This window comes from Nostoc sp. C110 (assembly GCF_043099725.1).
Classification (GTDB): Bacteria; Cyanobacteriota; Cyanobacteriia; order Cyanobacteriales; family Nostocaceae; genus Nostoc; species Nostoc muscorum_A.
Window position 1 is genome coordinate 3,030,942 of sequence record NZ_CP171148.1, and the last position, 24,678, is coordinate 3,055,619.

The following is a 24,678-nucleotide window of genomic DNA, read 5'->3' on the forward strand; positions in this document are numbered from 1 at the left end:
AATAGATAATTGCATTCAGATAAAAAGAGTGTATTAAGTGTGGAGTTATGAAATTTTAACTCCATTTTTATCATTATGTTTAATGGATTTAGCAATCTCTAAGACGGGCATAGCTGCTGCAACTCTGTCCTGAAAACTATTTCAAATCTCAAAAAATTGTAGTAATATACTACAGGCATTAACTATCTTCAGCTACATCTGATTGTTAGCGCTCTTAAATTTACAATCGATGAGAGTATACCGTGAGCCTAACTCTTTATTTTCTCCGTCACGGACAAACAGAATGCAGTCGCAATAATTCCTTTTGCGGTTCAATAAATTCAGAACTTACTCCTGAAGGTCTGGAGATGGCAAAGGCTTTTGCTGACGCATATAGTTCTATGAATTGGACAGCAATATTTTGTAGTCCAATGCAACGAACTGTATTGACAGCAAAACCTTTATGTGAAGCAATAAATATAGAACCACAACTCAGAGATGGTTTAAAGGAAATAAACTATGGTAAGTGGGAGGGAAAAACGCCAGAAGTAATTAGCCGTGAATATCACGATGATTATATTCGCTGGTCAGCAGATCCCGCTTGGAATGCTCCAACTGGTGGAGAAATGGCAGTTACAATTGCTTCTCGCGCCTTGCAGGTAATTGAAGAAATTAAACAAAATTACAGTAGTGGTAATATTTTAGTTGTTTCACACAAGGCAACCATCAGAATTCTTCTGTGTAGTTTGCTGGGGATTGATGTGGGACGCTTCCGTTTTCGTTTGGGATGCCCTGTTGCTTCGGTCAGTATTGTAGAATTTAGCTCACATGGGCCGCTCTTAAAGGTTTTGGCAGACCATAGTCATTTAGATGAGCAGTTGCGAAATTTACCGGGTTCATGAGAGGAGTTAGGAGAGAGGCGATTAATCGCGTCTGTACAATAATATTATTTTTAACTTACTCTGCCTCACTATTGGGTTAGAGTTTTATCGGACTTACGCACGAGTTACGGAATAACGTAGACACGTTCGCGTAGCGTCTCGTAGAGAAGTGGCTTGCCGCAGGCTACTACAGAGGCACAGAGGGCACGGAGAAATCAGAGTTTGAGAGATAATTTGCGTAAGTCCTATTTTAATTCAGTACAGATACAGCGATAATTTACTCAAATCATCACCGAGTTGTTTCATGCTGCCAGTTATTGAAAGCATTGTATTACGTCAAATGGCTTCGGGCGATCGCCTATCCTTACAATTATACAAATTCGTCGGCGCTAAACCTGGTAAAAAGGTATACATTCAATCTAATCTGCACGGTGCAGAAATTGCTGGTAATGCCGTTATTCACCAGCTAATTGAGTTTTTATTAACAATAAATGATACAGATTTAACTGGAGAAATCTGGCTGGTTCCCGTTTGTAATCCGATGGGGACGAATGAACGCGCTCAACATTTTTCTCCTGGGCGATATTGCGTTTATGAAGCCAAAGACTGGAATCGCATATTTTGGGACTATGAGAAAGAAGCTGATGATTTAGTAGCTTTTACTAAATCTCAACTTCATAGTGATCTAGAGGTCGTTCGACAAAATTATCTAACTATAATTAAGCAAAACTTTGCGAAAATTTTAGAAAAAATTAATTCTTATAATGGTGTTCCCTACACTGAGCTTTTTGCCTACAAGCTACAAAACCTGAGTTTAGATGCAGACTACTTAATTGATTTACACAGTTCTACAAATCAAGCATTAGACTATATTTATTACTTCCAAAATCGAGAAGACAGTGCAAAATACTTTCTACTCGATTTCGGAATCTTACTTAATAAATATGATGGTGATGCTTTTGATGAAGCTTTTATCAAACCTTGGTTAGCACTGGAAGCTTGTTTTAAAGAGTTTGGTAGAGAAATCAAGTTTGATGTGGAAGCTTGGACACTGGAATTAGGCTCAGGAATGCAAATGAATTCTGATTCAGTCGCCAAAGGTATACAGGGTGTGAAAAACTATTTAGCGCAAAAAGGTGTATTAGAAGTTTCTAATTTATCAGATGACACAAAAACCCATGATATGACTTTTGCATCTAGCAGCAACCGGAAAAAATATTATGCGATCGCAGGTGGCATGATTCAATCGAGAATAGCATTAGGTAGCAAAGTCAAAACTGGAGAAAAGCTGTATCAAATTCTTAGTTTTAATAAAGAAGGTCAACTACCTACTGTCATTGATGTCTGCGCTCAACATAATGGATTAGTTTATGATGTCGCAACTAATCAGGCTGTGAATGAAGGCGAGTTTGTATTAGGAATTATTAGTTAGTCATTTGTCATTTGTCATTTGTTATTGGGAGTTTAGAGTTTTTTAACTCCTCACTCCTCACTCCTCACTCAGCACGGGCTAAACGCCCCGCTACCGCTAACAGCACTCAGCACTCAATTCAGTCGCCTAAATAAATACCCATACCACGAGCGGTTTTAACCAAAGTACCATTGGGATCTACAGCGCTATATTGAGCGATCGCTTCGGTAATTGGTACACTTAATACTTGGCGATTTTGCCATGTCACCATGCGATCGTATTTACCTTCGGCAATGAGATTAACCGCCGCTACGCCAAAGGCTGTTGCAACTAATCTATCTAGTGGTGAAGCAGTTCCACCCCGTTGAATGTGTCCTAAAACTGTGACTCGTGTTTCTACACCAATATGTTCAATAATTTTATCTGCTAAATACTCGCCAATTCCACCGTATCGAGATTGACCTAAGCGATTTGTAATCGTCACATTTTCCCCATCGTGGGTACGAACCGCTTCAGAAACAATTATCAAACAATAGTTTTTGCCTTTCTCTTGGCGTTCTTTGATTTTGTGGCAAATATGCTCAACGGTGTAAGGGATTTCTGGAATTAAAATTACATTTGCTCCCCCCGCAATTCCCGCAGCTATTGCTATGTGTCCGGCATCACGCCCCATCACTTCTAAAATCATGACTCGGCTATGACTTGCAGCAGTAAAATGCAACCTATCTAATGCTTCTGTGGCAATATTGACTGCTGTATCAAAACCGATAGCGTGTTCAGTAACACCAATATCGTTATCAATTGTTTTGGGAATACCTACTAGATTAATACCGCCTTGTTGGGCGAGGCGACGGAGAATTGCCAAACTACCATCGCCGCCAATACCAATCAAAGCGTCTAAACCTAGCTCATGATAACCTGCAATGATTTCTTCGGAGCGATCGCATAAACTTCCATCCGCCATTGGAAAAGCAAAGGGATCGCCTTTATTGGTTGTCCCCAACATTGTGCCACCCGCAGTTAATAGCGAGTCAACTTGATCAACTTCCAGTTTTGTGAATTGTTGTGGACGTGCCATTAATCCTAGAGTCGCTTGACGAATTCCCAAAACTTCCCAGCCGTAAGTATCCACAGCACAATTCACTACAGCCCTAATCACAGCATTTAAGCCAGAACAATCACCTCCACTGGTAAGAATTCCAATGCGTTTGGGTTCTTCCATATTTTTTATTGACATTTTGATCCAGATATATTGAGTAGTCGATGAAACTTAAGCCAAAATTAGCAACAGATTAAACCTAAGTTAATGCGCTCCTTGTAATGCCAAAGTAATTTTATGTTTGTTTTGTATCTAAAAACAAAACAAAGTTATCTTAGCTGTAAAATATAGGTGTAGAGCCAGTAGTAGATTAAACCTCGGCAAAAGCAATCCCTAAAAATGCCAGGGGAATTTTATGCTTGTTTTGTGTCTAAGAAAAAACAAAGTTATCCCAGCTGTAAAATATGAGGGTGGAGCCAAAGGTGACTAGTATTGATAATTACAACTTCTCTTTTTCAGGAGAAGTAACAATCCCACAGGCTCCTCCTGATTTCAAATCAGGTTTTATCGGCATTGTTGGTCGTCCAAATGTCGGTAAATCTACTTTGATGAATCAATTAGTAGGACAAAAAATTGCCATTACCTCACCGATAGCACAAACTACACGTAACCGTTTGCGCGGTATATTAACTACGCCAGAGGCGCAGTTAATTTTTGTAGATACGCCAGGAATTCATAAGCCCCATCATCAATTGGGCGAAGTATTGGTGCAAAATGCCAAAATTGCCATTGAATCGGTAGATGTAGTCCTATTTGTGGTAGATGGAGCAGTGGCTTGTGGATCGGGCGATCGCTATATTGCTGAATTGCTCAGTCGTAGCAAAACGCCGGTGATTCTGGGCGTGAACAAAAGTGACCAACAACCGGACGATTCTCAGTATTTAGATGATAGTTACGCTCAGATGGCCCAGTCACATGAATGGGAAATCGTGAAATTTTCTGCCAAGACGAGTGCAGGATTACCGCAACTTCAAGAGTTATTAATTGAACATTTAGAAATTGGGCCGTTATACTACCCGCCAGATTTGGTAACTGACCAGCCAGAACGCTTTATTATGGGTGAATTAATCCGAGAACAAATTTTACTATTGACTCGTGAAGAAGTACCCCATTCAGTAGCGATCGCTATTGACTTAGTAGAAGAAACTCCCAGCATCACTCGTGTACTTGCTACCATCAACGTTGAGCGTGATTCTCAAAAAGGTATACTCATTGGCAAAGGCGGAGCGATGCTTAAAGCAATTGGTAGTGAAGCCCGCGAACAAATCCAAAAGTTAATCGCTGGTAAAGTTTACCTGGAATTGTTTGTCAAAGTCCAACCAAAATGGCGACAGTCGCGGATTAGTCTAGCAGAGTTAGGCTATCGCGTGGAAGAATAAATTAGTCATTGGTCATTAGTCATTGGTCACTTGTACTGAGTTTCGACTGCGCTTAACTACCGCGTAGTCGGAAAGCCTGCGGCATAGCTACGCTTAGGGCGCAGCCTCTCCAAGAGTTGTATTGGTTAAAAAGGCAAATGACAAATGACAAATGACAAAGGACAAAGGACAAATGACAAATGACTCTTAATAAATAATGTCTTTAGATACTCGCTATCCCTTAAATTTACCAGCCAATGCTCCGCCGTTGCGGGTGTTAATTGTCGAAGACGATCCGATGATGCAATTGGGATTAGAGCAATCATTAATGGCTCATCCTCAGTTGGAGATAGTTGGACAAGCAGAAGATGGTTATTTGGGAGTTCAAGCCGCACTGCAACTCAAACCCGATTTGGTGGTTATGGATATTGGATTGCCGCGATTGGATGGCATTGCAGCGACACAGCAAATTAAGGCGGCGTTGCCAGCAACTCATGTAGTGATGCTGACATCTCATCAAACGGAGACAGAAATTATTGCCGCACTATCTAGCGGTGCAGATGCGTATTGCATCAAAGGTGCAAGTGTGGAACGATTGTTAAGTGCGATCGCAGCCGCAGTTGATGGCGCAGCCTATCTCGATCCCCAAATTGCGCGGCGAGTAATTGATAATCTCAAACCACCTACACCTACCAGCAACAACGCAAACTTATCTGGGCGCGAGTTAGAAGTGTTGAAACTCATGGTAGACGGGTTGAGTAACCCAGAGATTGCTGAAAAACTCTATCTCAGTCCCAACACCATCAAAACCCACGTCCGGGGAATTATGAATAAATTAGCAGTAGACGATCGCGTGCAAGCAGCAGTTGTGGCACTGCGTTCTGGGTTAGTTTGATTTCTGCAAGCCGCACATTCGAATTATCCCAGTAAATCATCATTCTCCACGCAGCCCGTAGCACAATACACTTGAGTTAAGCTGTTACGCAAATAAGATTGCACATCAACTGGTGAGATTGTCCTTTGTCCTTGGTAAACAATGACTAATGACTAATGACGGTCTACAGGGAAAATATTGCAATATGTAGGCGCGTTAGCTTAAGACTTGATCGAGACTTACGCATCTTTGGCTTTCAAGTCTGCCCGACTTTTAATCCCATTTAAAAGTAAAGGCGTACTTATGTACGCCTTTCTAGCCGATTCATTTGTTGCCAAAATTTTTGAAAAATAGTCTACCTCAATGCATTTTAGTTAAAAGAGTTTGAGAATTGATTGGGGTCTAGATTAGTAGGAAATAATAAAATTTCCTTGCCTTCTAAGTTTGCCTTCTGGTGAAGCAAAATTGCCTTTTCCAAAGAACAATATTTAATTGGAACCCATCTGTCGCTATAAAAGTAGACAGTTACTCGGCTCATTGCATACTCTTTCAACGGCAGTGGAAGAGACCAGGACATGTCCACAGTTTGAACCTTACCTGTTGAGTCCATGCTTTGAACCTCAGTTATTAAGTATATATACTTTGACCCATCAGGATGATTTAAAGTAACTGTCATAAGTTACAAGAAACTGCCTTGAAGCTGAATCTTTAGGTAAAAATTAGAATAATTAGAACTAACCTAAAGACATGGGATAAGTCAGTCTAAACTTATCATTTTTGGGTTCAAGGCTCATGGAATTCAAAGACTCGTTCACGAGTATCAAAGACTCATCTGACGAATTACGCATAGCGGTACTAATGTTGATGCACTCGTTCAAGCAACCATAACGAAGCAACAGTACCCACAAAGTGAGCAGCAATCCCAGTGATGTCTGCCACAACCACAAAAACGTCCATCGGTCGAATAATGTTATAGGGGTTGGTGATTGCCACTCCTGGAGGTTGGGATATAGATTTTGCCACTAGGACGAACACGGTTGAACCAGCACCTAAGAGAGTTAATAATATTCCTACTAAACCCACAATTATCCCCAGTCGAAGGATTTTAGTTGTATTTGGCTTAGTGGGATGCAAAGCTGGATTGGAATTTTCTAAAGCTTTGCCTATGAGAGTGTAACGAAAGTTCCAATAGAGACTGAATAACAATAGTACAATTCCGCAGACAGCCCAAAATATACCAATTCCAAGACCAGCATTCTGTTTTTGAACAAATTCACGACCAGTTAAGGCAAACAACAAAGCTAAGACAGAAACCACTCCAATTGCCAATTGCAGCCAAAAAGAAATCCAACCTGTAAGGCGAATAGTATTACCAATTCCTCTAGTTTCTGCTGGTAGCGCTCGCATTTCTGATTCTGTTTGCATAAAAATTACCTTCATCCCCTACTGCCAAGAATATTGCCTCGGTTCGCGCCATACCCCCATCTTTAGACATAATCACAACATCCTGGGGAATAAATAAGGCAGGGGCCAAGGGGAAGAAAAATTACCTCTTTCCCTTCTGCCTCTTCGCAATGCCATAATTTAAAGTCCAGCCAAACGATGTCAAGGTTTCAAACTCAGGGACGATGAAGAATTAGCAATTAAATTGACAAAATCACACTATAAAGAGTGATATTAAGCGATAGATAGCGCTTGTAAAGGACTAACGGGCATGATTAAATCTTGGATGGTGATTGGGGGCGTGGCTTTCTTGGTTGCTTTAGCCGCTAACGTGATTACGCCTAGCGATCGCCAATGGTTCAAGCGCTTACAACGACCAAGATGGCTAACTTTTGAGGGCGCGATTCCAATTATCTGGACTGTAATATTTATTTGCGGTGCTTGGTCGGCTTATATTATCTGGGAAAAAGATCCAGGAAGCACCTCAACCTGGTTAATCATGGGTTTATATCTGCTGTTAGAAATAATTACTATCGCTTATACGCCTGTAATGTTTAGGCTTCGCAGTCTGAAAGTCGGTACAGTTCTTGGAGGCACAGGTTTTATCATTAGTGCTTTATTGATACTTGCGATCTTAGGTATTTCTGGTTGGGCAGCATTGCTACTAGTTCCTTATTTGTTGTGGAGTCCCATTGGTACTTATACCACTTGGCAGATGATCAGTCTCAATCCTCAAGATGCCTAAAATTCGCACCAACGAATGATTAAAGCTATGCCCTAAATTGTCAAACTTGCAGTGTATAACTTGACAAAATACACAAAGCTTGAGGTCATTATGATTCCATCTTGGCTAATAATTGGGGCTGTAACTTTTTTCATCGCCCTTGGTAGTTTCTTGATTACGCCACGTGATGTTAAATGGTTTGCACTGTTAAGTCGCCCTCGCTGGCTAGTTTTTGAACCACTGATTCCACTCATCTGGACTGTGATTTTTATTTGCGGTGCAGCTTCAGCTTATATTGTCTGGGAAAAAAATCCCGGAAGCCCAATTACTTGGTTAATAATGGCTTTGTACCTTTTGGTGGAAATTATCACCGTTGCCTACATACCTATAATGCTGAGGTTTCGCAGTCTCAAAGCTGGGGAAATTCTTGGGCTAGTTGGTTTGATTTCAGGCGTTGTCCTCGCAATCTGCGTTTTGCCGATTTCTCTAATAGCGGCGCTGTTACTCCTTCCCTATCTAATTTGGACTCCTATTGGTACTTACACCACCGACGAGTTGAGAGAGTTAAATCCTCAAGATGCTTGAAGAAGTATTCAGTAGTCTGAATTCAGTAGTCAGAAAAAGAAAGTGTGGGATGAACGCTTATTTATTCCTTATGGATTCCGCAAGAAAGATTTAACATTTAGTTTCACCATTTATTCAGTGTTAGATGTGAGTAAGTCCGCCAGTCAGACTCCAATTCAATTCTGTAGCTTGCTTCCCTGAAAGGGTATTCTGAATTCTGACTCCTGAATTCTTTTGTGATAACGCATCTATGCAATACGGCCATAACGTGCTGTGACAGGATTGGCTGGATTGGATTGATTATTCAGCCAAGCCCACATTTGATCGCCAACAGAAAAATGCCACCACTCTCTGGGATTGCGTTGAAACCCTGCTTTTAACATTACATCTTGCAATAGCTGGCGGTAAGCATGATACTTTTGTGCTTCTGGGTCGTCATTATTGGCATAATAATCGGGATGCGATCGCTCTGACATTTCATCAATTGGCGAACCCATACTTACTATTTGCCCAATATTATCTACTAGCGTCACATCCACCGCCGCACCTGTACTGTGAGGAGGCGGAGTTTTTTCATCCAAACTTGGTGCAGCCCAAATTGCATAAACCGCTTCCCAAACTTCTTGACGTTGGTTTGGGGATAACTCCACGTTAGTTAATTTCCTATCCTGAACTGCTTGAGTGAAGCTGTAATCTACCATAAACTGCTGAACTACGATCGGGCGATAAGCATCAAAGATTTGAATATGCCAGTTAGGATGCAGCAATTCAAGATAATTTTGCGCTTGGATCAAATTTTTAATAACGCTTTGACGGAGATAATAAGGAGAGTGTTCGCCATAGGGCGCACCTAATTTTTCATAAGGATGAGGAGATTCCACCGCAAACAATTCTAAAGGAATCTTGATTAGCGGTTCACCACACTCGAAAATTGGGATTTGATGATAAGGTCTCATCTAGTCAGCCACACAAAAAATTACGGATTTCAACGCAAGCATAACATTCTTAGGACTTACGCAGAAGAGATCCCCCAACCCCCTTAAAAAGGGGGCTAAAACTCATATTTGATTTTTGAAAAACCTCGTACAACTCAAAAAGCCTTCTTTCCTATTGCCTATTGCCTCTTGCCTTCCCACGCAAGTAAGTTTAAAAATCAAAGCGGATTTCTATATAAGATTAAACTCTACTTGAATATTGTGCTGTTTCCTTTGTGTCCTTGCGGTTTGTGTCTCCAAAATGCTCAATCAAAACCAAACACCATTATTAGATGCGTTAAAAGCCAATGCAGCAAGACCTCATGCACCTTTTTACACCCCAGGACATAAACTAGGTAAGGGAATTTCTCAACCCTTGGCTGATTTACTTGGTAAGGCTATATTTCGCGCTGATTTAACCGAATTAGCAGATTTAGATAATCTCTTTGCACCCCAAGGCGTTATTCAAGCAGCGCAACAACTAGCAGCACAAGCTTTTGGCGCTTCGCAAACATGGTTTCTTGTCAACGGTTCTACCTGTGGAATTGAAGCAGCAATTCTTGCTACCTGTGGTACAGGCGATAAAATCATTTTGCCTCGCAACGTGCATTCTTCTGCGATCGCTGGTTTAATTCTCTCTGGTGCAATACCAATTTTTCTCAATCCTGAATACGATCCAGTTTTAGATATTGCCCACAGCATCACGCCCAATGCTGTAGAATCTGCACTCCAACAACATCCCGATGCTAAAGCAGTTTTGACAGTTTATCCAACATATTACGGCGTTTGTGGAAATTTGAGTGCGATCGCCAATATTACCCATCAATACAATATTCCTTTACTCGTAGATGAGGCACACGGCGCACACTTTGCCTTTCATCCCGAATTACCCACTCCAGCTTTAGCCGCAGGTGCAGATTTAACTGTACAATCCATCCATAAAGTACTTGGTGCAATGACACAGGCATCGATGCTGCATATCCAAGGTAATAGGATAGATTGCGATCGCATCAATAAAGCTTTGCAACTAGTACAATCTACCAGTCCTAGTTATTTACTTTTAGCTTCTTTAGATGCAGCGCGTCAGCAAATGGCACTCCACGGAAAAATGCTGATGTCTCGCACATTGCAACTTGCCAATGAAGCTAGAACAAAAATCAGTCAAATTCCTGGATTATCTGTCTTACAGATTCTTAGCCCCCCTTATCAAGGGGGGTTGGGGGGATCTCCTGGCTTTATGGCTTTAGATGAAACGCGCTTAACTGTAACTGTTTCTGGTTTAGGCTTAACCGGATTTGAAGCAGATGAAATTCTAGATGAAAAATTTGCTGTCACTGCTGAATTCGCTTCACTGCAACATATCACCTTTATCATTAGTTTGGGCAACACCCCAGCCGATATCAAGCAATTAGTGCAAGGTTTTACCACTCTTGCTCAAGAATATCGCCGAACCAACTTGAATGTTACAAATCCTAATGGGCAAAATCTTTTAACTACACAGGAATATACTTTACATTCTTCTCCCCGTGAAGCCTTTTTTGCTGTCAGTGAAACATTGCCTTTAGCACAAACAAGCGATCGCATCTGTGCCGAAATTATCTGTCCCTATCCCCCAGGAATTCCTGTGTTAATGCCGGGAGAAATCATCACCAAACCCGTCCTTGATTACATGCAACAAATCCAAGCAATGGGGGGATTTATCAGTGGTTGCAATGACTCTAGCCTCAAAACTTTGAAAGTTGTGAAATAACGTCCTAATGTTAATTCGCCACAAACGCAATCAAGCAACTTGTCTGAAATAATCAGAAGTTTTTGACAGCATAGCGCATGACGCGAACTTGTTTAGAGATTTTCGCTCATCTGTTATTTCCTTGCTCTCTAGCTTCTACAATAAGGATAGACTTTATTGAGATTTGTATAGTTGGGGAAAAGCTGTCATGGCTCCCGCCGTTTTAATTCAGAATCTGCAAAAACGTTACGGTACAGTGGTTGCCGTCCAGGATGTTTCATTTCAGGTAGAGCCGGGAGAAATCTTTGGTTTACTTGGCCCCAACGGTGCTGGGAAAACTACTACCTTGCGTGCCTTGTGTACGCTGACCACACCGGATGCTGGCAAAATCGAAGTATCTGGCATCTCTGTGTTAGATAATCCGAGGGTGGCAAGGCAACGACTAGGCTATGTTGCTCAGGAAGTAGCTATAGATAAGGTGCTAACTGGAAAAGAACTGCTGCAATTGCAAGCAGCACTTTATCACCTTCCACGCGCAGTAGCCAAACAGCGCATTGAGACAGTATTAGATTTACTCGGTTTGCAAGAATACGCCAATAAAAAGACAGGAACCTATTCTGGCGGTTTACGCAAGCGTCTAGACTTGGCTGCTGGATTGCTCCATGCACCAGATGTTCTGGTATTGGATGAGCCAACTGTAGGACTTGATATAGAAACCCGCTTTGTGGTATGGGATTTCCTGCGAAAATTACGCGCCTCTGGGACGACGGTAGTAATTACCAGCCATTACCTAGAAGAAATTGACGCTTTAGCCGATCGCGTGGCAATTATAGATCGGGGCGTGGTAATTGCCTCTGGGACACCTTCACAATTAAAAGATCAAGTCGGGGGCGATCGCATCACCTTGCGAATCCGAGAGTTTTCCCCCAGCGAGGAAGCAGAAATTGCCAAAAACCTCTTGCAATCTTTGCCCTTTGTGCAAGAAGTGATCATCAACAGCGCTCAAGGTAATTCTCTCAACTTGGTGGTGACACCTCAAAACGATGTTCTCATTAACATACAGCAAGCGCTGAATACTGCTGGCTTACCCATATTTGGTATTGCCCAATCTCGCCCCAGTCTCGATGACGTTTACCTCGCCGCTACAGGACGCACCCTAATGGATGCAGAACTGGCAGCCGTCGCCACCCGCGATCCCAAAGCTGAGAAAAAGCAGCTTATGAGATAGGGAATGGGGAATGGGAGCAGGGGGAGCAGGGGAAGCAGGGGGAGATGAGGGGACAAGGGGACAAGTAAACCCAATGCCCAATGCCCCATGCCCAATCTAAAATTCAAAATCCAAAATCCAAAATTTCTATGAGCGTTACTCCTAAATCTGATATCAATTGGCAGTCACTAGCATCGCCACCAGCAGATGTTAATGCTGCACCTAGCTTTTTCGGTGAATTAGTACAAGAGACGTTGGCTTTAACTCGTCGCTTGTTTATTCAGTTGCAACGCCGTCCCTCATCTTTGGTTGCCGGAATTATTCAGCCAGTCATGTGGTTGATACTGTTTGGTGCTTTGTTCCAAAATGCCCCCAAGGGTATATTTGGCAATACAACAACAAATTACGGACAATTCTTAGCTGCCGGCATAATTGTGTTTACAGCCTTTGCTGGGGCGCTGAATGCTGGTTTACCCGTAATGTTTGACCGCGAGTTCGGCTTTTTGAATCGTTTGCTGGTAGCACCGTTAGCATCACGGTTTTCCATTGTCTTTGCTTCGGCAATCTTTATCATCAGCCAGAGTTTGCTGCAAGCAGCCGTGATTGTAGCGGCGGCGGCGTTTTTGGGCGCTGGACTACCCGATGCAGTCGGTTTAAGTGCGATCGCTCTCATTGTCCTCTTATTAGCTTTAGGCGTAACAGCCATCTCCCTCGGTTTAGCTTTCGCCCTACCTGGACACATTGAACTGATTGCAGTGATTTTTGTCACTAATCTACCATTATTGTTCGCTAGTACTGCTTTAGCTCCTCTATCTTTCATGCCTCAGTGGTTACAGGTTATCGCTACCCTGAATCCTCTTAGCTATGCGATCGAACCCATTCGCTATCTGTATCTCCACAGTAGTTGGGGACTAAGTAGTGTAGTTATGCAGGCTCCTTGGGGTGATGTTACCTTTGGGGGAGCGTTGCTGGTATTGTTTGGCTTTGCCGTTGTCGCCTTACTGAGCATTCAACCCCAACTACGGCGGACTCTTGCTTAAAGAGATAAAATAGAGCAATTTTAGAGTCAAAATCCCATGAAAAAACCATTTTTACAAATTCCTAGACTCATTGTCGCTACCATGGCAGGCATTAGCTTTGCTTCCTTGCTCATGGCTCAACCCAGTTCGGCTCAAGTCAGCAGCCCAGCCGATGCTTTTCCCAGTAATAGTACAACAGACCAAAATACCGATCCATTTTCCCGGACAAACGCAGATAATTTCAATATGTTTGACCTGATTCATCGGGCAAATTTTGGGACTCTCAACTGGAATTCTGACCAACAGAACGAACAACTAGACTCAGCCGCAGCAGCCTTTAAAGCAAGGCAACAAAAACTAATTCGAGGTGAACAACAGCAAGCAAGCCCCAGTTTGCCATCGTTTACACTACCATCAGCTACGCCGCCATCGGTTACACCACAATCAGGTAACTGAATTCAAGCAAAGAACCCCAAGCCTCTAGAGGCTCGGGGCTGAGACTATTTAAAAAATCCTTAGTTATCAGGTAAAAAACTACAGCCCAAGCACAGCCAAAACATCGCTAGCATGGGTGGTGGTATTTACACTAGTGTCAACATGGGTAATTTTGCCGTTGGGGTCAATTACGTATGTGACGCGCTTGGCATAACCACCACCATCCACATCGAAAGCTTTGATGAGGGATTTGTCGCTGTCAGCCAAGAGAGGAAAATTCAAATTATATTTTTGGGTGAATGCCTGATGGGAGACTTCATCATCTGCACTGACTCCCAAGATTACAATATCTTTACCTTGATATTGAGCCTGGGCATCTCGAAAACTACAGGCTTGTTTGGTGCAGCCTGGCGTGTCATCTTTGGGGTAAAAATACAAAACAACTGTCTTTCCCCTCAAATTAGATAACGAGATTGTGTTGCCGTTTGTATCTTTGGCGGTAAATGCAGGTGCATCCGTACCAACTGCTAGAGGCATAATTAACCTTTCCTGTTTCAGATTGTTGATGCACTTGAAATTTTACATTAATTTATAATGATTAAATATAATTGCTAAAAAATAGCATAACTATACTTCAGGTAACTAATTTTGGTTAAATGAGGTATATAGTACAAGAAAAAATATATTCTTGAATTAATCTTTTTAAGAAGAAAAATTTCTCCCCCTACAAAATGGCTGCTGCTGATTCCCAAAACCCAAATATTTTTGTCTATCCTCAAAGCACAGTAAAAAGAGCCGAGCGATCGCTAGTGTGTTCGCCCTTCAATTTATCTTTATTTGAAGTCATGGGACACCAGAGTGTTTCAGTAACTGCGATCGCTTTGGAAAATGGACTCAAACAGGGCTATACTAAGCGCCCTTTATCAGAATTAGCCTGTGATAACGCCTTGGGCTGGCTAATCCAAGTGGGTGTATTGCGGCGAGAAGTCGATGGACAGGGAATTACAGATAGTTTTCGGCTCACTCCCTTGGGTCGCCAGTTGGTGGAACAATACCACGGAAAAAACTGGCGGACACCTTCATGGCGCGATCGTTTATTCGATGCTGTGATTCGTTGGTTACGGATACCCTTTTAGAATAAAAAACAAAACCAAAGAGTTAGCATTAGGCAATCAAAGGGAATAATATATACGGAAACATCACATTTATTCATGAAGTCTTTACCGTAATCATCTAATTGAAATTTGTGATGCTAATGGTGGGTGTGGGGTATGGTGTATTATTTCTTCCCCTACTCCCTCATCTCTCCTTGCTCGCTTATTTTTCGTTTCTAAAAATTCACTCTGTATCTTGAAAAACTAACTAATAGCAACTATGAAATCAATTATGGTGGTGGGGACAACATCCCATGCAGGGAAATCACTTTTAACTACAGCTATTTGTCGCATTCTGTCGCGGCGTGGCTGGCGGGTGGCTCCCTTTAAAGGTCAAAATATGGCTTTAAATGCTTATGTTACTGCCAGTGGTGGAGAAATTGGCTATGCCCAAGCAGTGCAAGCTTGGGCTGCGGGAGTCGTGCCTTGGGTAGAAATGAACCCAATTTTACTCAAACCTCAAGGGGATATGACTTCCCAAGTAATTATCAAAGGTAGGTCTGTAGGGAAAGTAAGTGCCTCAGATTACTACGAGCAATATTTTGAACTGGGGTGGCGGACAATTGAAGAATCGCTACAGCATTTAGGAACAGAATTTGACTTACTGGTTTGTGAAGGTGCCGGTAGTCCAGCAGAGATTAACCTCAAGCACCGCGATTTAACTAATATGCGGGTGGCAAAATATTTGAATGCACCAACGATGTTAGTAGTTGATATTGATCGGGGTGGTGCTTTTGCCCATGTGGTAGGAACCTTAGAGTTATTGGAACCAGATGAACGCGCTCTAATTAAGGGTATAGTAATTAACAAATTTCGAGGACAGCGATCGCTCTTAGATTCGGGGATAAAATGGTTAGAAGAACGCACAGGTATTCCTGTTATCGGTGTTATACCCTACTTACAAGATGTGTTTTCGACCGAAGACTCTCTGGATTTGCTAGAACGTCAATCGTCATCAAGTAAAGCCCAAACAGACCTCAACATTGCCGTCATCCGCTTACCTAGAATTGCCAATTTCACCGACTTTGACCCACTAGAATCAGAAAGCACAGTTTCAGTAAAATACCTTAGTCCTAAGCAAGATTTAGGACATCCTGATGCCGTAATTATCCCAGGTACAAAGACCACGATTGCTGATTTACTGCTGCTGCAAAAAAGCGGTATGGCAGAAGCTATTCAACACTATGCTGCTTCTGGTGGAACCGTTTTAGGTATCTGCGGTGGCTATCAAATGCTCGGTCAAATTATCGCCGATCCCGAAGGAATAGAAGGACAAGCTGGCAGATTTCAAGGGTTAAATCTTTTACCAATTAGAACCGTAATTACCGGACAAAAAATCGCCCGCCAGCGCCAAGTTAGCTCAAATTATCCACAGCAGGGCTTACCAGTCAATGGCTTTGAAATTCACCAAGGGCGATCGCGCATTGAGCAGCAAGGAATAGACCCTCAATCCTACCATGCCCTATTTGACGATATTAATTTAGGATTAGTGGATAGTTGTCAATCAGTGTGGGGAAGTTACCTCCACGGGCTTTTTGATAACGGCCCTTGGCGACGCGCTTGGTTAAATCGCCTCCGTCAACAGCGCGGTTTAAAATCTTTGCCTACCGGTGTTGCTAACTACCGAGAACAGCGAGAGCAGATTTTGGATTCCTTAGCCACTGAAGTTGAAAGCCATTTAGACTTAACTCCATTTTTGTCTTAAACTGATACCATTTTTAATTTTAGATTTTGGATTGAGAATAGCTTTCTAAATCTAGGCGTAGTGAATTTATCTCTCACATCATGTTTCGAATTTGATATAAGTTGCATAAAAGAAATTGCACTTTTTTTCGTTAAGATGGTTATTTGTCATTTGTAAAGACAAAAGGCAAATGACAAATAACAACCCTTACGAATCAATTTCAAATCAAAAGTGTAAGATTCATGATTGTTCGTGTCCACTTTTTACCAGATGATGTGACAGTAGATGCCGAAGTGGGAGAAGCCATTTTGGATGTAGCAGACCGGGCTGGAGTATTTATTCCCACCGGTTGTCTAATGGGGTCTTGTCACGCTTGCACCATCGAATTAGAGGATGGAGAGATCATCCGCGCTTGTATCACCGCAGTACCGCCACGCGAGGAATTGACGATTAATTTGTTTAGCGATCCTACTTGGTAATGTCAGCCCTGTTATTCACAAGAACTAGTACAGTAAAACAAGTCATGTACAAACAAAAATCTAATCAATGATTAGATTTTTTTGGATAGACAGCAAGGAATATTTGAACCATTATTTCTTACTGTGGCGATCGCATTTTTTAAGAAAATTAATGCCAAAGAAAATCCGGGAACTAAAGCAAATGCTTTCCCAAGTAGGTTTTACAGAAGTCCCAGAAAAAGGAAGTCATACGAACTGGGTACATCCCCTCTATACTGGAAAAATCACGATTTCAGGCAAAAACGGAGCAGATGCTAAACACTACCAAGAGAAGGAAGTGAGACAGGCAATTGAGGAAGTAGAAGGGAAAGAAAAAGATGAGTAAGCTTAAGTACCAAATGATTATTCAATGGTCTGATGAAGATGATTGCTTCTTAGTCGGATTTCCTGATTTTCCAGGACAACGTTGGCGGACTCATGGGGATACTTATGAGTTAGCTGTAGCAAATGGAATTGAAGCTTTAGAGTCTCTAATTATTGCTTACGAAGCTGTAGGTGATCCACTTCCAGAACCAACAGTAAGTAGAGTACGTTAACGCAATTGAGTAAGTGATAACTAGTGCTGAACAATATCAATTAGCTTTAACATTCAGCGCATATTCTTTAAACCTTTCCAAATCAGCTTGAATCGTCGATTCAACTATCCGTCCCAAAAATAAGTTATCCATAATTTTGCCAATAATGCCGGGGATAGCATAGGAAATACTCATTTTAACAATGCTACTATTGTGGCGATCGTAAAAGCGAATCGCTCCCTGATTAGGCAAACCATCAATCGATTCCCATTGGATAATTTGGTTGGGAATAACTTTGAGAATTCGGGATTGCCAATTAAATTCTAGACTGCCGGTTTTTAATTTCCAAAGAGATATATCTGGATTATCTGGCGGAATTTTCACCGAATCAATCCACTTCATCCACCGGGGCATTTGCTCCAAATCAGACCAGAGGCTCCATACTAAATCTATGGGAGCCTCTACTTCTACCTGCACAGTATGCTCTAACCAATCTGACATTTCTCTCTTCTTCCTTTGCGTTCTTCTCTACGAGACGCTATGCGAATGCGTCCTTGGCGGTAGCCTGCGGCAAGCCACTGCGTGTCTACGTTATCTCTTCAAATTCTCCAAAATCACTTTTGCCGCCCGCCGTCCAGAAATAGTAGCACCTTCCATGCTGTCAATATAATCTTGCTGAGTATAACTCCCTGCAAGGAAGAAATTATCTACTGGTGTTTTTTGATTGGGACGATAGGCATCCATCCCTGGCGCTTCTCGGTAGAGAGACTGAGCAAGTTTTACTACACTATACCAAGTCATATTTAGCTCCCGCGACGAGGGAAACAGTTCATGGACTTGCTTGAGGACATGCTGTGCGATCGCTTCATTACTCTGTGCAATAAACGGATCTCCCGGTGTCAACACTAGTTGTAACAAAGACCCCTGTCCTGGACGATAATAATCAGCAGGGCTAGTCAACGCTAAATCAGCAAAACAAGAAAAGTCAGCATCGGCTGTGTACAGTAAATTATCAATTCCAGCTGCGTGATTTAGCTGTTTACGTTGCTCTCCATCGTTGAGTTCTGTTACCCAACCATCGAAGCGTAACTGCACTGTAGCCACTGGTACTGCATCCAGTTTGTAAATATTGTCAAATTCTGACCACTTACGCCATTCCTGGGGTAGGATACGTTGAATTCCTGGAACATCACAGGCAAAAACGTAAGCATCAGCAGTAATAGTTTCGACTGCATCACCTTGGGCAACTGCTATACCAGTGACACGGGTTTGTTCGTTTGACTCTATAAACTGAATTTCTCGCACTTGCCGACGCGTATAAACTTTAGTGCCTCTGGCTTCTAAATATTCCAGAATGGGCTTGTGCAAATATTCAGCTGGAGAACCTTCCAACATTCGCAAAACTGAAGCTTCAGTTCTGACTGCAAATAACTGGAATATGGTTAACATACATCGGGCAGACATATTTTCGCAATCAATAAATCCCAATGCGTAAGCAATGGGGTTCCATAACCGCTTAATGCTGCCATTACTGCCACCATGACTGCGAAACCAATCGGCAAAGCTAATTTTATCTAAGTTGCGGATGGTTTTCATCGCCCCGTTAAAGTCTACCAATCCGCGAACTATGGGACTAGTACCCAAAGCGATCGCATTTTGCAATTTATCCTGCAACGATAGTTGGGAAGTCGTGAAAAATGCCTTTAAGCCATTGAAAGGCGCACCTGTAAAGAAGCGAAAATCCAAACCACCAGTGCGCCCCCCTTTATTAATAAAAGTGTGGGTATGTTCCTTGAGGCGTAAGTTCTCTAACACCCCCACTTTCTTCATCAAGTCAAATAGTTGGTAGTAGCACCCGAAAAATACATGCAACCCCATTTCTAGATGGTTGCCATCTCCATCAACCCAACTGCCTACTTTACCACCCACAAACGGACGAGACTCAAAAATCTCTATTTCACAACCAGCATCAGCTAGATCCACTGCGGTTGCTAGTCCAGCAAGTCCCGCACCTACGATTGCAACACGCATTCCGTCGTTCCTTTTCAGTTTCTTTACAGATTGTAACTGGGTTGGTGTCGGAATTTGCTACTTAATATCAACTCTACCAGCATATTAAGGCAAGCAATATCGATACTAAAACCTCTTTAATTACTTCTTTTAGTCCCCGTAATTGACCAGACGCGAGCAAAACGCGCCTGTATCAGCTAGACAAATTATTGTCCATTGCGGCGCACCCAAAAAAGTATCAGAGCTATTTTGTTGGTGGCAAAGCAGTTATCTAGTAAGTAGTGAAAGTATGTTCTTACTTGTTTACATCTTTGCCATCGTCGGAAATAGGCAAACTTCTAATCAGTTCGCGAATCACATCGGTTGCGGGTCTACCTGTTTGTTGGCAATATTTTTCTAGTTTTTCCGCTTCCTGCGTTGCGAGATTAACTGTTATGCGTTTAACGGCCCATTTTTTATTTGTCATTATCATGCTATCTGCTGTATATCTAGATTGTCGAAAGAGTCTAAATTAAAGAGGGAACCGATAAGATTATCAGAATTTGTCTCACGAAACAAGTAATACCATTAATATTAAAAATTGTCGTTTTGTCAAAGGATTCATAATTTTCTAAAGAAATCAAAAAACTACACTTTATTTGTTACTATTTTGACAGTAAAAACAGCACATAGTTCCTTCTAATGAGGATAACCGTACTAACAGCATCAGTAAAGCCTGGCAATGAACCTCTATAAATGAATTTGAGATACCGAATGTTAACTCAATCAAGATTTGCAAAATTATTCTCTATCGAAATAATTTGACCTTATATCTTAACCAAGTCTGCTAAACCCACTTGGTGAGAACATTTGGTATAACAGATGAAAATAAAGCTTTAGAATCATTGTCAGGCTGAAATTGTGTATTACAGGTGGCTTTCGGTGAGATATACAGCTCAGAAACAATCACTTAAAAGTAGGCAAATAAGAGATAGCTCTAGAGCAAACATCCATCTGTATCCATTGCTGTAACAATAAGCTAAGAGCGACTTAAATAGTTAAGGCTTTTGGCTTACTCCAATTAAACTGATTACTTTACCGTGCTAATCTTGTAGTCATAAACAAGGGTATAAGATTCAGCTCACTGGGTATAAAAAACCAAATATTTTGGTAAATTTTAACAGAATTACTGTAATTTCACTCAGAAAAATTAACCAAGAATAGACGTGATGTTACTTGACTGTTGTCGATAATACTATTTTACTTTTGTTTCATGTTTTTACACTAAGTCCCCCGAAATATATGATGAAATCCTAGATATTTTTTCTCTTCCCCCTAGCGATATAATTTGTTTTAAAGTCAGTATTGTTTCAATTCCTTGCATTCACGTATTTCGAGGTTACGAAAATTATTTTTAGCCAATTAATACGCTAAAAAACTTGCTTATTAATATCTAAGCTAAGAGAAAAACTACAGCTAAAAAGTCTTGCCTTAAAACCTCTATTGATTAGTAAATGTAAGCACAAAAGCAATTTTTCACTTCAATATTTTTGTTGAGTGTATTCATTATAGCCATGATTTATGGGCTTTAAATAAACTTTATTTAGGCACTAAAACAACTCATATTTACACTTTATAAAAAAATTACAAAGAAAAAGAGATAAATATGAGCTTTTGCTTAATGATATTGATACAGAAAAACTTTTTAAGCTCAAAAAGTTGTAAAAAAAAGATTCTGAGATTGAAGTGCGTCGGCTAAATTTGATTAAACTCAACTTGGTAAATAATTAAATAGTAGTCTGTACTTATTTATACTGATAAATATCCAAATAAAATTACTGAAAAACCATGAGAATATAGATACTTCATGAAATTTAGGTAAAGTTAGCTGTCATCCTGGGATATTTACTAGTAAACCTTCGCAGAAATACAGCTAACACCTCAATTAACAAGACTTGGAGAAAAATTAATCCTCTTTTCAAAGTTAGATAAATTTCCGCCTTGCCGTAACAGGTGCATCAAACCTAAGTATTCTGTAGTTTACTTAGTAGTCAGTAATGCCCCTAACTTCTCAGCGCTGAATCTGGTTAATACGCGAATCAAATATATCTCAACTTAATTTCTTATAGCCGTAATCCTGAATGTCAGATTACAGCTATGAATGCAACTATTCCAATTTGAATTGGGGCATGAGTTGGAGAGTGCCAATACCTAAATCTTTCGGTGAAACCGATCGCGTTTCAAACAAAGCCATCATGTCTCGTAACTGAGGATTGCCACGGGAAGCTCCTGTTAATCCTTTAGCAATGATTAAGCCACAGTAGCCCTTAGTATTTTTACACCTCTGATTCCATTTTTTTCGAGCTTCTACATGAATAGGATCTTCATCTAAAAATTCACCAAATAGGAACAATTCACCATTTTGAGTTTGCAATAAACCCAGATCGTAGCGATCGCCATCGAAAGGATCGGCACCTGGATTAAAGCAAATTGCTCTCAGCCCGCCTGCTGCTTCAATTCTTTCAATTACAGTTTTAGCCTTGGGGCGGGAAGTTTGAATTAAAATCACCGGCAAACCGTCACCCACTTGTTTAATTTCACCAGCCTTATGGTAAGTTACCCCCTTACGGAGGTGATCCAACATTTCCCAGGACACTACGCCTAAGCTGAGAAAGGAGTCTTCCGGTATCAAGTCATCTTGCAATGATTGGAAATTTGAGGAGTTAAGGTTATCAATTTCCTGATCATCGTCACCAAAACCTGCCATTTCCTCTAATTCTGCTGCTAACTGCGGCATGGTAGAGACTGTCACAGCCACAGATTTAGTTGATTCTTCCGACTGCGGCAGAGATATGCGATAGCGACGGCTGAGGGTAGGGAAGATATCCTCATGCAAATGGCGGCGGTGATCGCGAATAAAGCGGATCAGACTTTCGATCGCAACGAAGATTACCAGTGCTTCTTCGTCATACAAAACAGACCGCAGTCCTTCTAAGGGGTGGATATTACCGAAAGTAGGGTCAATTTCTGATAATGGCAGATCCGCCAAATCACTTTCTTCATCATCGTCTTCATTTTCGTCTTCATCAGCACTCTCAAACGTAAGAAACAGACAATCTTGCTTGAGAAACGCTTCTTCTAGATGCTCTGTTGAGTCTTCATCTTGTAAAACTGCGGTGCGAAACTGTTTTAAAGACTCTTCTGAGCGATAAAACAAAATCCCATACTCCATTCCCAGCATTCCCATGACTGAGGCGTAGAGTGTGCCAACATCCCACTTATTAATCTCGATTGACAAAATTTGCTGTTCTTCCAAAAATTCCCAAGGTGCTGCTTGCCAAATTGCAAATGCTTTCTCTCGCAAGATTTGTGCATACTGTGGGGGTAAGTCAGGAGTTTGACTATCGAGAATGTCAGCGAACCCGCGAAATAGTTCGTCAATTAAAGGCAGTTCTGGTGCGTAGTCAATGGCAATATCCAAATCTTGCAGCACTCCCCGCAGGTAAAATTGGATCTCACGGTCTTTGACTACAATTCTTTGGGGCCTAGCAGGTCTTGCCGGACTGTGGGGATGCTCCATTGCTCGCATTAAGGTACGAACTATTGCTTCTGGGCCAACATCTGAAGCTACCACGTCCATTCCTCGGACAACACCTTGGGAGTAATCTACCCAAAGAATGCATTCTCCCTTTTCCTCAGAGTCTGAGTGCTGGTTTGGTGATGACAACGGACGGCGATCGCCCTCCCATACAGAAGGAATTTGAGTTAATTTCTTCAAGCGACGACTGGTAGAGCGATTAAAACTTGTCATAGAGTAAGTTAATCAAAAGAAGCAATTTGGAAGTAAACTTTGGGGGATAGCTAGCCTCGGATTAGGTTTTAATGGCTGCACCTGAAAGATAGTTGCTTCTCAGACAAGCCATGCTTGAACTCCAAAAATACCGAATCTCTAAACACACTGAGTCTCTCAATTCTAGAATAAAAACCTTTGGCTGCTTTTAACGGAGTGTTTACAATTTGGCATCTAACGACATCTAAGCCGCTAGAATGAATACAAAAACACCAAGGGAAACCCAGAGGCATTAACAAGCCGATATCGGGTAAAGCTTAGACTAATTAAGGAGTGAAAAAAGCAGATGACACAAGCAATTCAGTCTCAACAACGCGGAATTCTGTTGAGCGAAGCCGCATTGCACCAGGTAAAATCCCTCCGGGACAAGCAAGGCACAGACTTCTGCTTACGGGTAGGAGTCCGTCAGGGTGGCTGTTCTGGGATGTCTTACATGATGGACTTTGAAGACACTAGCAAGATCACCCCGCAGGATGAAGTTTTTGACTATGATGGCTTCAAAATTGTCAGCGATCGCAAGAGTCTCTTATATCTCTACGGTTTAATGCTCGATTACAGCGATGCCATGATTGGCGGTGGCTTTCAATTTACTAACCCTAATGCCAACCAAACTTGCGGTTGTGGCAAGTCATTTGGGGTTTAGCCAAGAGGAGGCTATCGCGTGCGAGGTTTTCCAAAATTGATTGAACTCGCCCTCAATAGTCAAGAGTCAAGGTTTTCTAACTCTTGACTATTGGCCTATGACTATTGAATCATGGCTAATGACTATTAACTAATGATTATTGACAAACTTACTATGACTCAAACAGTTGAATCCCTGTTTGATACAGGCTTAGAACGCTATAAAGCAGGAGAGGCAGTAGATTCTTTAATCCCTGTATTTAAAGAAGTGTGCGATCGCGCTCCTAAAACGAGTGCTGCTTGGATCTGTTTGGCGTGGTTGTATCTACTCGATAACAAACCCAACTTGGCTTACAAAGCTGCACAGAAGGCTGTCAAGTTAAATCCACAAGACCCACAGGCTAGGGTCAATCTCGCCTTAGCAATGCTGGAAACAGGTCAAAAAGGTTTACGAGAACATATTGATATTGCACAGCAGCTAATTTTTGTCAATGAAGAATGGCGCGATGAAATAAAAGGCAGTATCGAAGACGGTTTAACTAGAAAACCAGATTGGCAAAGTTTAACAAAAGTCAAAAATTGGCTGTTGGAGGAGTGAGAAGTTAAGAGTAGAGATGCGATTAATCGCGTCTCTACAGGAGTGAGGAGTT

The 24,678-nt window shown here is 41.6% G+C and carries 25 protein-coding genes; 17 read left to right on the forward strand and 8 right to left on the reverse strand.

Features of this window, described 5'->3' with window-relative positions; all coding sequences use genetic code 11:
* Positions 1–242 precede the first annotated feature (242 nt).
* Both ACFFRD_RS18605 and ACFFRD_RS18610 read left to right on the forward strand, forming a co-directional pair.
* On the forward strand, positions 243–881 hold the full coding sequence (locus tag ACFFRD_RS18605; RefSeq protein WP_392482679.1) for a histidine phosphatase family protein: 639 nt from the start codon (positions 243–245) through the stop codon (positions 879–881).
* 283 nt (positions 882–1,164) lie between these two features.
* The gene (locus ACFFRD_RS18610) at positions 1,165–2,292 is read left to right on the forward strand and encodes a succinylglutamate desuccinylase/aspartoacylase family protein (RefSeq protein WP_392482680.1); all 1,128 of its coding nucleotides are present in this window, start codon (positions 1,165–1,167) and stop codon (positions 2,290–2,292) included.
* Positions 2,293–2,410: 118 nt separating this feature from the next.
* Here ACFFRD_RS18610 and ACFFRD_RS18615 read toward each other — a convergent pair whose 3' ends face one another.
* Positions 2,411–3,493, reverse strand: a complete 1,083-nt coding sequence (locus ACFFRD_RS18615; RefSeq protein ID WP_114084730.1) for an ATP-dependent 6-phosphofructokinase — start codon at positions 3,491–3,493, stop codon at positions 2,411–2,413.
* 281 nt (positions 3,494–3,774) lie between these two features.
* Here ACFFRD_RS18615 and era point away from each other — a divergent pair, with 281 nt between their 5' ends.
* Both era and ACFFRD_RS18625 read left to right on the forward strand, forming a co-directional pair.
* Positions 3,775–4,749, forward strand: coding sequence for a GTPase Era (era, locus tag ACFFRD_RS18620; RefSeq protein ID WP_114084731.1), 975 nt, complete (start codon positions 3,775–3,777; stop codon positions 4,747–4,749).
* 196 nt (positions 4,750–4,945) lie between these two features.
* Complete coding sequence (locus tag ACFFRD_RS18625) at positions 4,946–5,623, forward strand: response regulator transcription factor (protein ID WP_114084732.1); 678 nt, start codon at positions 4,946–4,948, stop codon at positions 5,621–5,623.
* A gap of 834 nt (positions 5,624–6,457) precedes the next feature.
* Here the strand turns inward: ACFFRD_RS18625 and ACFFRD_RS18630 are convergent.
* A complete protein-coding gene (locus tag ACFFRD_RS18630) occupies positions 6,458–7,027 on the reverse strand; it encodes a DUF3611 family protein (protein ID WP_392482681.1) in 570 nt (189 codons plus the stop codon).
* A 289-nt stretch (positions 7,028–7,316) separates the two neighbouring features.
* Here ACFFRD_RS18630 and ACFFRD_RS18635 point away from each other — a divergent pair, with 289 nt between their 5' ends.
* Both ACFFRD_RS18635 and ACFFRD_RS18640 read left to right on the forward strand, forming a co-directional pair.
* Positions 7,317–7,790, forward strand: coding sequence for a TspO/MBR family protein (locus ACFFRD_RS18635; protein WP_114084734.1), 474 nt, complete (start codon positions 7,317–7,319; stop codon positions 7,788–7,790).
* A 90-nt stretch (positions 7,791–7,880) separates the two neighbouring features.
* Positions 7,881–8,354, forward strand: coding sequence for a TspO/MBR family protein (locus ACFFRD_RS18640; RefSeq protein ID WP_179071876.1), 474 nt, complete (start codon positions 7,881–7,883; stop codon positions 8,352–8,354).
* 227 nt (positions 8,355–8,581) lie between these two features.
* Here the strand turns inward: ACFFRD_RS18640 and ACFFRD_RS18645 are convergent, their stop codons facing one another.
* Positions 8,582–9,289 (reverse strand): M15 family metallopeptidase, encoded by a 708-nt coding sequence (locus tag ACFFRD_RS18645; RefSeq protein WP_392482682.1) that lies wholly within the window; start codon positions 9,287–9,289, stop codon positions 8,582–8,584.
* A gap of 280 nt (positions 9,290–9,569) precedes the next feature.
* Between ACFFRD_RS18645 and ACFFRD_RS18650 the strand changes: the two genes are divergently transcribed.
* The 4 genes from ACFFRD_RS18650 (at position 9,570) to ACFFRD_RS18665 (ending at position 13,718) form a co-directional block, all read left to right on the forward strand.
* Positions 9,570–11,057, forward strand: coding sequence for an aminotransferase class I/II-fold pyridoxal phosphate-dependent enzyme (locus tag ACFFRD_RS18650; RefSeq protein WP_392482683.1), 1,488 nt, complete (start codon positions 9,570–9,572; stop codon positions 11,055–11,057).
* Between the two features lie 187 nt (positions 11,058–11,244).
* Positions 11,245–12,264: an ABC transporter ATP-binding protein gene (locus ACFFRD_RS18655; RefSeq protein WP_190932710.1), complete on the forward strand. Its 1,020-nt coding sequence runs from the start codon at positions 11,245–11,247 to the stop codon at positions 12,262–12,264.
* Positions 12,265–12,392: 128 nt separating this feature from the next.
* A complete protein-coding gene (locus ACFFRD_RS18660; protein ID WP_114084739.1) occupies positions 12,393–13,283 on the forward strand; it encodes an ABC transporter permease in 891 nt (296 codons plus the stop codon).
* Positions 13,284–13,319: 36 nt separating this feature from the next.
* Complete coding sequence (locus ACFFRD_RS18665; RefSeq protein ID WP_392482685.1) at positions 13,320–13,718, forward strand: hypothetical protein; 399 nt, start codon at positions 13,320–13,322, stop codon at positions 13,716–13,718.
* 78 nt (positions 13,719–13,796) lie between these two features.
* Here the strand turns inward: ACFFRD_RS18665 and ACFFRD_RS18670 are convergent, their stop codons facing one another.
* Positions 13,797–14,234: a peroxiredoxin gene (locus tag ACFFRD_RS18670; protein WP_114084741.1), complete on the reverse strand. Its 438-nt coding sequence runs from the start codon at positions 14,232–14,234 to the stop codon at positions 13,797–13,799.
* A 194-nt stretch (positions 14,235–14,428) separates the two neighbouring features.
* Here ACFFRD_RS18670 and ACFFRD_RS18675 point away from each other — a divergent pair, with 194 nt between their 5' ends.
* From ACFFRD_RS18675 to ACFFRD_RS18695, 5 genes are all read left to right on the forward strand, one after another.
* Positions 14,429–14,833 carry an Npun_F0494 family protein gene (locus ACFFRD_RS18675; RefSeq protein WP_392482686.1) on the forward strand — a complete coding sequence of 135 codons (405 nt, stop codon included), beginning with the start codon at positions 14,429–14,431 and terminating at the stop codon, positions 14,831–14,833.
* A gap of 238 nt (positions 14,834–15,071) precedes the next feature.
* Positions 15,072–16,556, forward strand: coding sequence for a cobyric acid synthase CobQ (gene cobQ, locus ACFFRD_RS18680; RefSeq protein WP_392482687.1), 1,485 nt, complete (start codon positions 15,072–15,074; stop codon positions 16,554–16,556).
* Positions 16,557–16,777: 221 nt separating this feature from the next.
* Positions 16,778–17,014: a 2Fe-2S iron-sulfur cluster-binding protein gene (locus tag ACFFRD_RS18685; protein ID WP_179071884.1), complete on the forward strand. Its 237-nt coding sequence runs from the start codon at positions 16,778–16,780 to the stop codon at positions 17,012–17,014.
* A gap of 151 nt (positions 17,015–17,165) precedes the next feature.
* A complete protein-coding gene (locus ACFFRD_RS18690) occupies positions 17,166–17,378 on the forward strand; it encodes a type II toxin-antitoxin system HicA family toxin (RefSeq protein ID WP_392483106.1) in 213 nt (70 codons plus the stop codon).
* The gene (locus ACFFRD_RS18695; protein WP_179071886.1) at positions 17,371–17,589 is read left to right on the forward strand and encodes a type II toxin-antitoxin system HicB family antitoxin; all 219 of its coding nucleotides are present in this window, start codon (positions 17,371–17,373) and stop codon (positions 17,587–17,589) included. The genes ACFFRD_RS18690 and ACFFRD_RS18695 overlap by 8 nt, the downstream gene beginning before the upstream one ends.
* Before the next feature lie 36 nt (positions 17,590–17,625).
* Here the strand turns inward: ACFFRD_RS18695 and ACFFRD_RS18700 are convergent, their stop codons facing one another.
* The 4 genes from ACFFRD_RS18700 to ACFFRD_RS18715 all read right to left on the reverse strand — a co-directional run bounded on the left by ACFFRD_RS18700 (position 17,626) and on the right by ACFFRD_RS18715 (position 23,368).
* Complete coding sequence (locus ACFFRD_RS18700; RefSeq protein ID WP_163938433.1) at positions 17,626–18,069, reverse strand: SRPBCC family protein; 444 nt, start codon at positions 18,067–18,069, stop codon at positions 17,626–17,628.
* A gap of 90 nt (positions 18,070–18,159) precedes the next feature.
* Complete coding sequence (gene zds, locus ACFFRD_RS18705) at positions 18,160–19,599, reverse strand: 9,9'-di-cis-zeta-carotene desaturase (RefSeq protein ID WP_392482688.1); 1,440 nt, start codon at positions 19,597–19,599, stop codon at positions 18,160–18,162.
* Between the two features lie 274 nt (positions 19,600–19,873).
* Positions 19,874–20,050: a CopG family transcriptional regulator gene (locus ACFFRD_RS18710; protein ID WP_181154351.1), complete on the reverse strand. Its 177-nt coding sequence runs from the start codon at positions 20,048–20,050 to the stop codon at positions 19,874–19,876.
* Between the two features lie 1,674 nt (positions 20,051–21,724).
* Complete coding sequence (locus tag ACFFRD_RS18715) at positions 21,725–23,368, reverse strand: DUF6930 domain-containing protein (RefSeq protein ID WP_392482689.1); 1,644 nt, start codon at positions 23,366–23,368, stop codon at positions 21,725–21,727.
* A gap of 325 nt (positions 23,369–23,693) precedes the next feature.
* Between ACFFRD_RS18715 and ACFFRD_RS18720 the strand changes: the two genes are divergently transcribed.
* A complete protein-coding gene (locus ACFFRD_RS18720; RefSeq protein WP_012407303.1) occupies positions 23,694–24,050 on the forward strand; it encodes an iron-sulfur cluster assembly accessory protein in 357 nt (118 codons plus the stop codon).
* 153 nt (positions 24,051–24,203) lie between these two features.
* Entirely contained in the window at positions 24,204–24,626 is a 423-nt protein-coding gene (locus tag ACFFRD_RS18725; RefSeq protein WP_392482690.1) for a tetratricopeptide repeat protein, read from the forward strand.
* Positions 24,627–24,678 lie beyond the last annotated feature (52 nt).